This window comes from Sulfurospirillum oryzae (genome assembly GCF_025770725.1).
Taxonomy (GTDB): Bacteria; Campylobacterota; Campylobacteria; order Campylobacterales; family Sulfurospirillaceae; genus Sulfurospirillum; species Sulfurospirillum oryzae.
Genome location: NZ_JANZKZ010000001.1, coordinates 735,976 through 748,928, shown reverse-complemented (window position 1 = coordinate 748,928; position 12,953 = coordinate 735,976). Strand labels below are relative to the sequence as shown.

The 12,953-nt window shown below is 38.6% G+C and carries 15 protein-coding genes; 6 read left to right on the top strand and 9 right to left on the bottom strand.

Going from position 1 to position 12,953, the window contains the following annotated elements; translation table 11 throughout:
- The first annotated feature begins 60 nt into the window (after nucleotides 1–60).
- On the top strand, nucleotides 61–1,242 hold the full coding sequence (locus N0B29_RS03680; RefSeq protein WP_263832329.1) for an ammonium transporter family protein: 1,182 nt from the start codon (nucleotides 61–63) through the stop codon (nucleotides 1,240–1,242).
- 39 nt (nucleotides 1,243–1,281) lie between these two features.
- Here the strand turns inward: N0B29_RS03680 and N0B29_RS03675 are convergent, their stop codons facing one another.
- Entirely contained in the window at nucleotides 1,282–2,301 is a 1,020-nt protein-coding gene (locus N0B29_RS03675) for an aldo/keto reductase (protein WP_263832328.1), read from the bottom strand.
- Nucleotides 2,302–2,380: 79 nt separating this feature from the next.
- Between N0B29_RS03675 and pyrC the strand changes: the two genes are divergently transcribed.
- The 4 genes from pyrC to N0B29_RS03655 are packed head-to-tail and all read left to right on the top strand — an operon-like array spanning nucleotide 2,381 to nucleotide 6,069.
- On the top strand, nucleotides 2,381–3,388 hold the full coding sequence (gene pyrC / locus N0B29_RS03670) for a dihydroorotase (RefSeq protein ID WP_263832327.1): 1,008 nt from the start codon (nucleotides 2,381–2,383) through the stop codon (nucleotides 3,386–3,388).
- Entirely contained in the window at nucleotides 3,378–4,043 is a 666-nt protein-coding gene (locus tag N0B29_RS03665; protein WP_263832326.1) for a response regulator transcription factor, read from the top strand. The genes pyrC and N0B29_RS03665 overlap by 11 nt, the downstream gene beginning before the upstream one ends.
- Nucleotides 4,021–4,881: a sensor histidine kinase gene (locus N0B29_RS03660; RefSeq protein WP_263832325.1), complete on the top strand. Its 861-nt coding sequence runs from the start codon at nucleotides 4,021–4,023 to the stop codon at nucleotides 4,879–4,881. The genes N0B29_RS03665 and N0B29_RS03660 overlap by 23 nt, the downstream gene beginning before the upstream one ends.
- 36 nt (nucleotides 4,882–4,917) lie before the next feature.
- Complete coding sequence (locus N0B29_RS03655) at nucleotides 4,918–6,069, top strand: PilZ domain-containing protein (RefSeq protein ID WP_263832324.1); 1,152 nt, start codon at nucleotides 4,918–4,920, stop codon at nucleotides 6,067–6,069.
- Between the two features lie 23 nt (nucleotides 6,070–6,092).
- Here the strand turns inward: N0B29_RS03655 and N0B29_RS03650 are convergent, their stop codons facing one another.
- The 5 genes from N0B29_RS03650 to N0B29_RS03630 all read right to left on the bottom strand — a co-directional run bounded on the left by N0B29_RS03650 (nucleotide 6,093) and on the right by N0B29_RS03630 (nucleotide 9,385).
- Entirely contained in the window at nucleotides 6,093–7,058 is a 966-nt protein-coding gene (locus tag N0B29_RS03650) for an amino acid ABC transporter permease (protein ID WP_263832323.1), read from the bottom strand.
- Nucleotides 7,059–7,061: 3 nt separating this feature from the next.
- Complete coding sequence (locus tag N0B29_RS03645; protein WP_263832322.1) at nucleotides 7,062–7,862, bottom strand: transporter substrate-binding domain-containing protein; 801 nt, start codon at nucleotides 7,860–7,862, stop codon at nucleotides 7,062–7,064.
- A gap of 26 nt (nucleotides 7,863–7,888) precedes the next feature.
- Nucleotides 7,889–8,629 carry an amino acid ABC transporter ATP-binding protein gene (locus N0B29_RS03640; RefSeq protein WP_087437453.1) on the bottom strand — a complete coding sequence of 247 codons (741 nt, stop codon included), beginning with the start codon at nucleotides 8,627–8,629 and terminating at the stop codon, nucleotides 7,889–7,891.
- Between the two features lie 98 nt (nucleotides 8,630–8,727).
- Complete coding sequence (locus N0B29_RS03635) at nucleotides 8,728–9,042, bottom strand: cytochrome C (protein ID WP_263832321.1); 315 nt, start codon at nucleotides 9,040–9,042, stop codon at nucleotides 8,728–8,730.
- 16 nt (nucleotides 9,043–9,058) lie between these two features.
- Nucleotides 9,059–9,385, bottom strand: a complete 327-nt coding sequence (locus N0B29_RS03630) for a c-type cytochrome (RefSeq protein ID WP_263832320.1) — start codon at nucleotides 9,383–9,385, stop codon at nucleotides 9,059–9,061.
- Nucleotides 9,386–9,564: 179 nt separating this feature from the next.
- On the opposite strand from N0B29_RS03630, the gene N0B29_RS03625 reads away from it, so the two are divergent.
- Nucleotides 9,565–10,470 carry a DMT family transporter gene (locus tag N0B29_RS03625; protein WP_263832319.1) on the top strand — a complete coding sequence of 302 codons (906 nt, stop codon included), beginning with the start codon at nucleotides 9,565–9,567 and terminating at the stop codon, nucleotides 10,468–10,470.
- Here N0B29_RS03625 and N0B29_RS03620 read toward each other — a convergent pair.
- The 3 genes from N0B29_RS03620 to N0B29_RS03610 are packed head-to-tail and all read right to left on the bottom strand — an operon-like array spanning nucleotide 10,467 to nucleotide 12,910.
- On the bottom strand, nucleotides 10,467–11,273 hold the full coding sequence (locus tag N0B29_RS03620; protein ID WP_263832318.1) for a metal ABC transporter permease: 807 nt from the start codon (nucleotides 11,271–11,273) through the stop codon (nucleotides 10,467–10,469). The genes N0B29_RS03625 and N0B29_RS03620 overlap by 4 nt on opposite strands.
- Complete coding sequence (locus tag N0B29_RS03615; RefSeq protein ID WP_263832317.1) at nucleotides 11,270–12,031, bottom strand: metal ABC transporter ATP-binding protein; 762 nt, start codon at nucleotides 12,029–12,031, stop codon at nucleotides 11,270–11,272. The genes N0B29_RS03620 and N0B29_RS03615 overlap by 4 nt, the downstream gene beginning before the upstream one ends.
- Before the next feature lie 12 nt (nucleotides 12,032–12,043).
- The gene (locus tag N0B29_RS03610) at nucleotides 12,044–12,910 is read right to left on the bottom strand and encodes a metal ABC transporter solute-binding protein, Zn/Mn family (RefSeq protein WP_263832316.1); all 867 of its coding nucleotides are present in this window, start codon (nucleotides 12,908–12,910) and stop codon (nucleotides 12,044–12,046) included.
- Between the last annotated feature and the right edge of the window lie 43 nt (nucleotides 12,911–12,953).

The window sequence follows — 12,953 nt, the reverse complement described above, 5'->3', positions numbered from 1 at the left end:
CTTTTCCTCTTTTTTGTACAATTATCCGTTACACTTTATTTCACACAAAGGTTACATGTAATGGATCAATCTCACATTCAGTATGTTATTGACACTTTCTTCTTGCTTTTTGCTTCTGTTTTAATTATCTTCATGGTTCCAGGCTTTGCTATGCTTGAAGCAGGACTTGTGCGCAGCAAAAACGTTTCTGCTGTACTTACTGGCAACGTCATGCTTTATGCTATCACCTCTTTTGTTTTTTTACTTTGGGGTTATAACATTATGTTTGGAGGAAGCGGCTTCTTCCTTGAGGGCGTGGTTGCAGATGGATACAGTCCTTATGCCTATTTCTTATTTCAAATGGCATTTGTAAGTAAAACCGTTTCCATTATGAGTGGTGGTGTGAGTGAGCGCATTCGCATTGTTCCTTTTATGATGTTTGCAGTTTTAATGAGCGGGTTTATTTATCCTGTAGTGGGCAATGCCATTTGGGGCGGTGGATTTTTAAAAGAGGTGCATGACCTTGCAGGTTGTACTGTGATTCACTCAGTGGGTGGTTGGGCACTCCTTGCGGGTATCTTAGTTTTAGGAGCACGTCGAGGTAGATACGGCAAAGATGGTCAAGTTCGCGCTATCCCCGCTTCAAACATTCCGTTAGTGACACTGGGTGCAATGCTTCTTTGGATCGGTTGGTTTGGTTTTAATGGCGGAAGTGCTTTTCACATCTCTAGCGTTGAAAACGCAGACCTTGTGGGCTTAATTATTGTTAACACAAATACCGCAGGGCTTTCGGGTGCAATTATTGCCGCGGTGATTGTGTATGCGCAGTATCGAAAGCTTGATATTACGATGATTTTAAACGGAGCGCTCGGTGGGCTTGTTGCCATTACCGCAAGTGCTGATGTTGTTGGACTTTGGGAGCCGATTGTTATTGGTGCCATTGGTGGGGCATTGGTTGTTTTTGCTATTCCTCTTTTTGATAAATTTAAAATCGACGATCCTGTGGGCGCACTTTCAGTTCACTTGGTGAATGGCATTTGGGGAACGATAGCGGTTGCTCTTTTTGCTGACTTTTCACTGCTTACGCAACTTAAAGGTATCGCAATTACAGGACTTTTCACCTTCCCTGTCTCTTATGTCGCGTTTGTCATCATCAAAAAAGCTATTGGGCTTAGAAGCGATGAAGAGCATGAATACGTCGGGCTTGACCTTGAAGAGTGTGGTTTGGAAGCTTACCCAGAATTCATTAAATCAAAAGTCTAAACTCTTTTTACATGTAAGGATTTTTCCTTACATGTAAACTTATCCCATCGGGTATAAAATCTCTTTTTGAACCTTTTCACATTCGTTTAAAATCTCTGGCGATAGTTTGATCTCAAGCGCTTTAAAGCTCTCTTCGAGTTGTGTCGCATAACGCGCACCGATAATGGTAGAAGCGACAAAGTCAAAGTGCATACTCCAAGCAACAGCAAGCGTTACAGGACTCATACCATATTTTTTGGCAATTTCCATGTATTTGGCTGTCGCAGTAACCGTTTTGTCATTCACAAAACGGTTATACATGGCTTTTTGTCTTGGTTCTCCCGCATGAAGGTACTCGCCAAAACGACTTTTGGGGTCGATGAACGCTTGATTGTATTTACCGCTTAGAACGCCGCCTCCGATAGGTGAATAGGGAAGGAGTGAAACCCTCTCTTTGCGACATACATTGGCAAGTTCATCTAAAAAGCGAGGATTGAGGAGCGAGAAGTTGTTTTGAATCGACTCAAAACGTGCCAGCTTTTCGTATCCAGAAATGGTGTTGGATTTCGTTAGTCCATAAGCGGTGTCATTGGAAGTGCCGATGTAACGAACTTTGCCACTTTTGACCAACTCATCAAGAGCTCGCATAGACTCCTCTTTGGGTACAACTTCATCAGGCCAGTGGACTTGGTAGAGGTCGATGTAATCTGTTTTGAGACGCTTTAAACTTCCCTCAACCGCTTTTTGAATATGAAAACGATCGATCGCTGTGTATCCGTGGCGAATAGGTGGTACAAACCAACCGTTCGCAGCACCCGCGATTTTGGTGGCAAGGATGATGCTTTCTCGTGGTTTTGTGGCAAGCCACTCGCTGATGATCTCTTCGGTGATGCCTGCGTAGCTCTCTTTGGGAGGAACGGGGTAAAGTTCTGCCGTATCAAAAAAGTTGATGCCACGATCATACGCGCTGTCGAGGATTTTAAATGATTCTGCCTTGCTGCTCCAGCTGCCAAAACTCATGGTACCCATACAAATAGGGGTAACTCTGAGTCCACTTTTCCCAATGTAACGATATTCCATTTCTCATGCCTTCTTTGTTTTTGGAAGTATAACATTTTGGGGATGCTTTGATATAATTCAAACTAAAAAGGCATTGGTAATGACCCACACTCTGATTTCTCCTTTAGATATGCACTTACATTTACGTGATGAAGCGATGCTTAAAGTGGTTGCACCCCTAAGTGCGTACAGTTTTGCGGGTGGTATCATCATGCCCAATGTTGTTCCTCCGATTACGACCATTGAGGCGGTTATTGCCTATAAAGAGCGCATTATAAGTGCAATTGGCAACAATGCTTTTGATCCTTTGATGACACTTTTTTTTCGTTCGGATTATACGCGTGAATTTTTAGAAAAAGCAGCTTTACATGTAAAGGCGTTGAAGCTCTACCCATCAGGCATTACCACCAATTCTGAGGGTGGCGTGGCAAGCATGGACATTGAGACATTGCGTTCTGTTTTGGAAGCCATGAGTGATCTAGGGCTCATCTTATGTGTACATGGTGAAACGAATGGTTTTGTGATGGATAGAGAAAAAGAGTTTGGCTCCATTTATGAAAGTCTAGCTTTGTCTTTTCCAAAGCTTAAAATCGTAATGGAACACATCACCACCAAAGAGAGTGTTGATCTCTTGGACAAATATGAAAACTTGTATGCAACGATTACATTACATCACCTCCTGATAACGTTAGATGATGTTGCAGGCGGTATGCTTCAACCGCACCTTTTTTGTAAGCCAATTGCCAAGCGATATGAAGACCGTGATGCACTTTTACATGTAAGCCTTAAAGCACATCCCAAAGTGATGTTTGGAAGTGATTCTGCACCACATCCGATTCATAAAAAAGAGTGTTGTGGTTGTGCGGCGGGAGTTTTTACTGCACCGATTGCTTTGCAAGTTTTAGTAGAGTTGTTTGACAAACATAACGCATTAGCTTCTCTACAAGCGTTTGTAAGTAACAACGCACAAACAATTTATAACTATAAAGCCCTACACAAAGAGGTTTGCTTAGAGAATACTCCATTTGTTGTAACACACAGTTATGGTGACGTTGTCCCTATGTTTGCTAACGAGTCACTCGCTTGGAGCATTAAACATGTCGTATAAAATTCTTATTTTAGAAGACAACACGTTACTTCTTCAAACCTTGGAAGATTTTTTAAGCGAACATGACTATGTATGTACTTTGGTTTCAAGTGGTAAAGAGGCGCTCAAACAATGCTATGAAAACAAGTATGATCTTTATCTTTTGGATGTTAAAGTACCCGATCTTAGCGGGTTTGATTTTTTAAAAGAACTTCGTGTATCGGGAGATCGAACTCCTGCTATTTTTGTGACGTCGCTTAGTGATCAAGAGAGCCTTACTAAAGGCTTTATGCTAGGCGGCGATGATTATATTAAAAAGCCTTTTGATCTTGGTGAGCTTTTATTGCGCATCAAAGCACTTTTAGCGCGCTCAAAAGGAATCGTGGATGATTGGCTTGATATTGATGATGCGTACAAGCTTAATCTTGCGCGTAAACGCCTTTTTTACAACCAAGAAGAGCTCGACATCAATCTCAAAGATTTTGAACTGCTTTATTTGTTGGTTAAAGAGCGAGGCAAAGTGGTCACCAAAGAGATGATTCATGAAAGACTTTGGAATAGCTGTGAAGAGATTAACGAGGGGTCAATTAGGGTTTATATCAATAATCTCAAAAAGATTTTTGGCAAAGATAGCATTTTAAATATTCGAGGAATTGGGTATCGTTTTGAGAAGTAGCGATAAAATCTTTTTTATTCGCTCAATTGTAGCATTCAGCATTGCTATATGTTTTATAACAGGCTTTGGTGTTGCCTTATGGGAATACTCTGGAGAAAACAAAGCTTGGGTGATAGTTACTTTGCTTGCTACTTCTTTAATCATTGGGTATCTCATCGTCTCTTATACACTTTCTTCCTTGTTTAAAACCAACCGTTTTCTTGATATTTTGCTCAAGGACACCTTGCATGAGCTCAACATTCCGCTCTCAGTGATCAATGCCAATCTTCAAATGCTTCAAGCCGATGAGCAAGAGGCTAAAAAGCTTAAACGGTTAGAGCGTATTGAACTAGCCAGTAAAGACTTGTATGCACTCTATAAAGAAGTGGATTATTACATTAAAAAAGAGATCCAAACGGATGTTCGTGAAAAATTTTATTTAGACGAGCTTATCTCGAAGGTTGTTGAAAAACAAAAAGAGATGGCTTCGGGTGTTTTAATTCTTTGTGATGTTTTACATGTAGAAATTTTTGCTGATAAACATGGTTTTGCTAAAGTCATTTCCAACTTATTGCATAACGCACTTAAATACAATCAAGATCATTCCGAAATTCGTATTTTTCAAGAAGGAAATAAACTTTGCATCAAAGATAAAGGTGTTGGGATGAGTGAGTCAGAGCTTTTTCTAGCATTTAATCGCTATTACCAAGCGGATATGACAAAAGAAGGTTATGGTATAGGGCTTAGTTTGGTAAAAGCGTATTGCGATGAGTTTAAAATTTCAATGCGCATCAATTCACAAAAGTATGTAGGTACCGAAGTTATTTTGGATATTTCATACCTCCTAAATAAAAAATGATATAATCAATGCAAAATCATCATCATGGACACTACGATGGAAAATGAAGTTATTTCTCAAAGTGACAAAGAGGACTTTTTAGCGACGTCGGCACTTTTTTTAAAAGAGTTTGAAGAGAAGTTTGTTGATTATTTTGCTTGCATGTATGTCAACTACGATAAGATAGTTACAAAAGAAGAGTCAAAAGAGATCGCTTTTAGTATTTATCATGCCTTGTTTAAGTCTGATTATGACATTAGTGAGTTTAGAGAAAATCTTTTTGATCGTATGCAATATGATAGAGTTATGATTGGTTTTCTTATCAATCGAAGCGTATTTTATTTGATTGAAAATTATATTTCATTCTCGCATGAACATGAAATTTCTTCACAAGTTGAACTTCTAATAGGTTGCATAAGTCGGTTTATCAATATCGTTGAGGATGAGGTAACGCCTAAAGTATGCAATTTTACAAGTGCATTGGATGTCAGCTTTAGCAATGATATTATGTTCTCTCCAACTAACAACATTATTGAAACGTTTCATCAAATGAAACAAGAAAATCAAAGTGTGATTTTTCTTAATCTTTATAAAGGTGTTCCGATTAGTTCTGAAGCAACAATTCTTGATATTGAAGGTGAAAATGTCACTTTTAAAATAGACAAGTTGCAAGAAATTGCTATGAAGTTAGACGGGCAAGCTTTTATTGTCAAAAATAACCATTTTAGTAAACACCTCAAAGCAGATATTGTTTACAATAATTTTCAAGCCAATACCGTGGTCTTAACCAACTTTATTTATTTACTCAATATGCCAGCACTTCAAAGAGAGTTTATTCGGGTGCATCCTGATATTGTTGCTAAAGTTTTTCTACATCAATTTGGCAATCTTCAAACAAGTGGAAGGCTTTATGACCTTTCTATGAATGGACTAGGTGTTGTCAGTAGCGAAAATAATGGAATGTTTGTAGGTGCAAAAGTTCTCATTGAATTTGAACTTAACAGCGCTTCTGTGGCTGCTGATCGCGATAGAAAGATAGAAGTGCAAGGCGAAGTGATCAATATCATTGAGTACAAAGATTCTTATCGTTACTGCATGCGTATTTTTCCCGATCGTGCAATGAGCCAAAAGATACTTCATTACATTACAAAACGCGAGCACGAGATTTTAGAAGATCTTAATAATGAGTTAAAAGAGTATGTAGAGTAATGATGGGGTATGTAAGCAAAGACTTACATACCACCTTGTTTTTTCATTTTCATTTCGATTTTGTGTCCGAATACTGAGAGTAAAAATGTAATTGCAAAATAAACTGCTGCTATAATAAGCCATGTTTCAAATGGTGAAAAGGTATTGGCAACAATTTCACGACCTACTTTTGTAAGGTCTGTAATGGAAATAACAGAAACCAATGAAGAGTCTTTTACAAGTGCTATCATCTCTCCTACAAGGGTAGGAAGTGCTCGTTTAAGCGCTTGAGGCATGATGATATAGATCATGGTTTGTGTATAGTTCATACCGAGTGATTTGGCAGCTTCATACTGTCCTTTATCGATAGATTGAATCGCTCCACGCAATACTTCAGCAATATAAGCTCCAAAGAAAAGCCCTAATGAGATAGCACCTGCAAGAAAGCGCTCAAGTTCAAATATCGTAGCGATAATAAAATAGAAGATAAAAATTTGAACCAGAAGAGGTGTTCCTCTTATAATTGCGATATAAACAGTCGCTATATCTTTTAAAAACTGGTAATTCGAAATACGCATGAAAGCAAGAAGTGAACCTATGGAAAAGGCTAAAATTGCAGCAAGCCCTGAAATCTCGAGTGTAACAATTAAACCTTCAAGTAAGGGTCCTATGTGCATTGATGTTTTTTTAGCAAGAGTATCACGTTCGTAAACACTATCACCATCTTTAACGTCAAGGGAATAACCCTTTTCTATTTCTATCTCTTTACTATCGTCTCGTCCTTGAATAATCAAAGATGTTCCGCGGATTTGTATTGTTCCATCAAGTGGTGCAGTTATCGTATCTGTTTTTTCATACGCGAAGTATTTTGGAACACTAGTCCATTTCCAAATGTAATTCATGTTGGACGCAGCCACAAAGAGTAAGTACCCAACTGCAACATAAAAAGCAACGGCCACTACGTGACCGAATGCTTTATTGTGCAAAAGATGTTGTTTTCCTTTTGCCACTGCTTACATTACCTTTTTTTGCCAAGAAGAATCTGTGAACCATCTGTCATAGATTTTTTTGTAAGTACCGTCATTTTTTGCTTGATTTAGGAAGTTATTCAACCAGTTAAGGAAATCAGGATCACCTTTGCGAATCGCAAAACCAAGAGGCTCATAAGTCAATTCTTCACTTAAGTGAACAAGTTTATCTGTACCTTTTTCCGCAAAGAAAATAGCGTTGTATGGTTTGTCATAAACAAGACCGTCTGCATTGCCATTAAGAACTTCTTGTGCAGCATCAGCTTCTGTTTCAAAGGTTCTGATTTTTGCTTTTTTGAACATTTTACGTGTTGCAATTTCGCCTGTTACACCAATTTTAGTAACGATAGTGTATTCTGGTTTATCCAAATCGCTCCATTTTTTACCAGCATGTTTTTTAGGTGCGAGGATTGTTTGGCCTACGCTGATGTAAGGATCAGCAAAGTTGATTTTGAGGTTTCTCTCTTGTGTAATCGTCATACCAGACATAATGATGTCATATTTGCCTGTTAAAAGACCTGCGATGATACCATCCCATGCGGTTGGAACAAGTTGGAGTTTAACACCCATTGCTTTTGCCATTTCATTTGCCATATCTACGTCAAAACCGATGATATTGCCTTGTTTGTCTTTCATTTCAAAAGGCATATAACCAGGTTCCAAACCAACGGTTAGAACACCTTTTTGAACGATACTGTTGAGGGTTGATTTTTGCCATAGGTTGATATCATCAGCCATAGCATTAATGCCAAGCATTACAAGTAATGCCGCTAAAAGTTTCTTCATTGCTACTCTCCTTAAGGGTTTAGTTTTTAATGTGTTAATATCTCTTGTAAAAATTTCTGAGCACGTTCTGTTTTTGGATTGGCAAAGAAAGCTTCAGGAGTGGCTTCTTCAATGATGACACCTTCATCCATAAAGACGATACGATCGCAAACTTCTTTAGCAAAACCCATTTCATGGGTAACGCAAACAATGGTAAAATTTTCATGTGCAAGTTCACGCATAACATCCAAAACACCACCAATCATCTCAGGATCAAGGGCAGAAGTTGGTTCATCAAATAAAATAATTTTGGGTTTCATTGCCAATGTTCTAGCAATAGCCACACGTTGTTTTTGACCACCACTAAGCTCATTTGGATAGCCCTCAGCTTTGTGTACTAAGCCTACACGTTCTAGAAGTTTAAGAGCTGCTTCATTGGCGTCATGTTTGCTAATACCCTTGACTTTGCGTTGCGCGATGGTAATATTTTCTAAAATCGTTAAATGGGGAAAAAGATTGAAGTGTTGGAAAACCATGCCCGTTTCGGCACGAACTTGGTTAATGTTAACTTTTTTTGCATAGAGATCAAATCCGTCAATAACGATCTCACCGTTATCAATCTCTTCAAGTTTATTTATACAACGAATAAGCGTTGATTTACCGCTACCACTAGGTCCGCAAATAACAACAATTTCGCCTTCCGTAACGGAAAAATTTATATTTTTAAGAACATGAAAATCGCCATAATATTTATTAACATTTTCCATGCGAACAATAGCTTGACTCATTCAAACCTTTCTTTCATTATGTGGCGTAAACCATAATTGTAGCAGTAGAATATAAAAGTAAGATAAAGAACTTTGATAATTGTAAAAGCTCAAAATCGTTAATTGCACGAGGGTACATTGCCACTATCGCTGGCAAAAGAACTTAAAAAGTGATATAAATTTGTAAGATCTTTTTCCGTAGTAATTAAAGGAGCGTTAGGGCAGAGTGCTTTAATTGCAAGATTGAGTTGATTGTTATCATTAAACGTTTTCCATTCATTTGCAGTGTGCTTTTTCCCCATAACTTCACCGTTAAAGCCGCATACGGGTTTTAAATACTGTGCATAAAAGTTTTTTCCTCTAACGGCACTTGCATAAAGAGATGTAGAAAGCAAACACGTACTAACGAGTATGGCATAAAAAATCTTTTTCACAGGGATCCTTTAAAGGCTATTTTTGTAATTTTGAAACGTAGTTCGCAACCTCACTTAAATCTTCCATATTCATGTTCTTAACTTGTTTGGACATAACCAGAGTCGTACTGTGGGTTTTAAACTCACTCTCTTTATAAAATTTTAGGCTTTCCATAAGCTCTATAACACTCTGCCCCGCGATGATTCCGCTTTTACCAAAGGCTTTATTGCGACCATCACTTCCATGACATCCTGCACATTGCTTAAAGAGTGTTTCCCCTCGAACGGTTTGTTCTTGGGCGGCATGTAATAATGAAGATAAAAATAGGATTGAGAGAAGGGAGATTTTAATGTGCTGAACCATGACTAAAAGCCTCCAAGATTAAATAAGTATAAAAATATTTTACTAAGTTTGGATTATAGCATGTTCTTGCAAGAGAGATAAATAAAATTTTCTTTCTTGGCGAAATTTTACTCTTGATGCTCTATTTTTCTACACTTCATTGTGCTACAATTTTGCTCTTATCAAAGTTGAGGTGTATATTGATTAGTCATAAACTAAGAGAATTGGGCGCAGATTTTTTACTTTTAATGGTAGCCGTTGCATGGGGAAGTACTTTTTTTGTGGTACAAGCTGCGGTTAATGAAACACCTGTTTATACCTTTTTATTTTGGCGGTTTTTCTTAGCAGGTTCTTTAATGCTATTAATTTCATTTAAACAACTGCGTTATTTCAACCGTGAGGTTTTAAAAGCAGGCTCTCTTTTGGGTCTTTTTATGTTCTTAGGTTATGCATTTCAAACATTTGCGCTTACATATACTTACTCTTCTACGGTTGGTTTTATTACAGGGTTAAGTGTGATTGTCGTTCCTTTTGTAACGTATCTTATCTTCAAGCAGAAAGCTTCACTGTTTTCAACATTAGGCGCTATCATAGCGTCTATCGGGCTCTATTTTTTAACACTCAATAACGAATTAGGTTTTTCGTTAGGTGAATTTTATGCTTTTGTGTGTGCTATGATGTTTGCACTGCATATTGTTTTTACGGGGCATCTTTCACGTCAACACAATATTTATCTTTTAGTGACCATTCAATTTCTAACGGTAGGTGTGTGCTCTTTTATTGGCGGTTTTATGATGGATGGCTCTATCATTCCACCTAGAACGGATATGTTGTTTATGAATGCTATTGCCATTACGGTTATTTTTGCAACGATCTTTGCCTTTTGGGTGCAAACAGCCATGCAGCGTTTTACCACAGCGGCAAAAACAGCGATTATTTTTACGATGGAACCTGTCAGTGCAGGAATTTTTGGCTATTTCTTTGCCAATGAACTTTTAACTTTTCCACAAATTTGTGGTGCGGTGATGATTTTAGGCGGTATGCTCATCGCAGAACTGGGTTCTTACTTTATGGAGCAATACCGCAGACGAAAAAATGCCGTCTAAGATTTGAAGTACCTGCTATAGAGAAGCTGGAGAAAAAAGGTTGTTGTTGCCACTAAAATAATGGAAGCTCCGCCACTAAGGTTGAAGCTGTAAGAGAGATAAAGTCCAACCGTGCAAAAGAGTGCTGAAAGAAGCGATGAAACGATCATCATGCCTCCCACAGAATTGGTAAATTTCTCTGCAATGTAAGGTGGAATGGTAAGCAAAGCAATCACTAAAATAAGCCCCACCGCACGGATGATAATCACAACACCTAGTGCTATGATCAAAACCAAAGCAAAATAGAGCCAAGTGACATTAATGCCTCGAAGTTTTGCAAACTGGGCATCAAAACTCATCGCCAAAAGTTGTTTGTAAAAAATGATAGCAAAGCTTAAGACTACGACGAGCACAGCGCCCATTCCATAAAGATCTTCAGGCGTTACGGATAAAATAGCACCAAAAAGATAACTCATCAAATCAACATTGTAGCCCGGAGTTAGGTCAGTCATAATAATACCAAGCGCCATTCCAAATGCCCACAATACACCAATGAGTGCATCAAGACGTGCATTGTTGTGGTGGGTAATATAAGCGATGATAGCCCCTAAAAAAAGCGAAAAAAGTGAAGCACCAAGCATTGGAGCAATGCCAAAATAAAGCGCTAAGCCAATGCCACCATACGAGCCATGGGCAATACCGCCCGCAATGAAGACCATGCGATTAATAACGGTCAATGTCCCAATGACACCACAAATAATGCTGACTAACAAGGATGCAAAAAGTGCATTTTGCATAAAATCAAAGTTGAGTATGTCCATCATGAAAGTTCTTTATGCGTGTGGTTACAACGGGTTGCGCTGATAAGCTCAACGGGACAGACGTGTTCATTTTGATTTTCAAAGACTTTGAAATTTTGAGTTTTTGGCACATCGTGGACGTAGAGCGTTTTGTTGACATGGACAACTTTGGTGGCGTAATTCAGTGCAACATTGATGTCGTGGCTGATGATAACAATACCCACTGTTTCGTTGAGCGATTTGAGTAGTTTAAACATATCGATTTGCCCTGCGGTGTCGATGCTTGCTGTTGGTTCGTCCAAAAACATAATCTTTGCTTCACACGCAAGGGCACGTGCAATGAAAACACGTTGGCGTTGACCGCCAGAGAGCGTGTTGATTTTTTGGTTTTCAAACCCTTTCATGCCAACTCTTTCTAACATACTTAAAGCGATAGTTTTGTCTTCTTTAGAGTAGGTTGCAAAAGCTTTAGATTTGGAAAGTCTGCCCATAAGAACAACGTCCATCACTTTAATGGGGAAGTCTTTATTGGCGATGGTGTCTTGAGGGACATAGGCAATTTCATGGCTTACATGTAAAGGTTTTTCACCAAAAAGAAGCACTTCGCCACGCTCGGGCTCAAGTAAGCCTATCATCATCTTAAGCAGGGTGCTTTTACCCCCACCGTTGGGCCCAATAATGGCTAAAAATTCGTTTTTGTTGTACTGGAGGTTAATGTCCTCCAGCACGGTTGCGCCATCATAACTAAAATAAAGGTGATTGATTTGTATATCGTTTTGCATGAAACGATTATATCATTTTAGTTCTGATTGAAAGGTTTTGGCAATGCTCAAAAGATTTTCACTCCATGCATAAGCAAGTGGGTCAATGGGTAGAACTTTTCCATTGATTTGTTTAGCAATACTGACAGCACTTTTTTGTGAAAACTGAGGAGCAACAAAAATGACTTTGGCATTTTCCTCTTTGGCTTCTTTAATGATAGTCGCTAACTCACTTGGTTTTGGCTCTTTTCCGCTGACTTCGATGGCGATTTGCTCCAAGTTATAACGTTTCGCAAAGTAGCCATAAGAAGGGTGAAAGACGATAAATTTACGGCTTTTGATTTCACTTAGCGTGTTTTGAATGGACGCATCTAAAGCATCGAGTGAAACCATAAATGCTTCATAGTTTTTTGTAAATTCAGCGTTCTGTGCTGGGTAAAGCATGATCAGTGCATCGTAAATATTCTTAGCTTGCGTTTTAACCAAAATAGGGTCGAGCCAAACGTGTGGATCGAGAGATTCCTCTTCATGGTCATGGTGAGCATCTTTTTTTTCACCTTCATGATGGTGTTCTGCCATTGCTATTTTCTCAATGCCTTTAACGGTATCGACCATTACCATTTTAGGATTGCTACTCTTGAATTTAGGAAGCCATGCTTTTTCAAAACCATCACCAATGCTAAAGTAAGCATCAGAACTTGCAAGCTCTTTCATCTGAGCAGGTTTTGGCTCGTAGGTATGTTGGCTAGCACCTGGGGCAACCATAACATTTACATGTAAAAAATCTTTAGCAATCTGTTCGACAAAATATTTTTGGGGAAGAATACTGACGGTCACAGTAGGTGCAGCACTTAAGAGTGAACCAAAGAGAAGAGTGAATAAAAGTATAAAAAATTTCATAAACGATCCTTTTGCGACTAAGTTGCATAATTTTAATGCAATC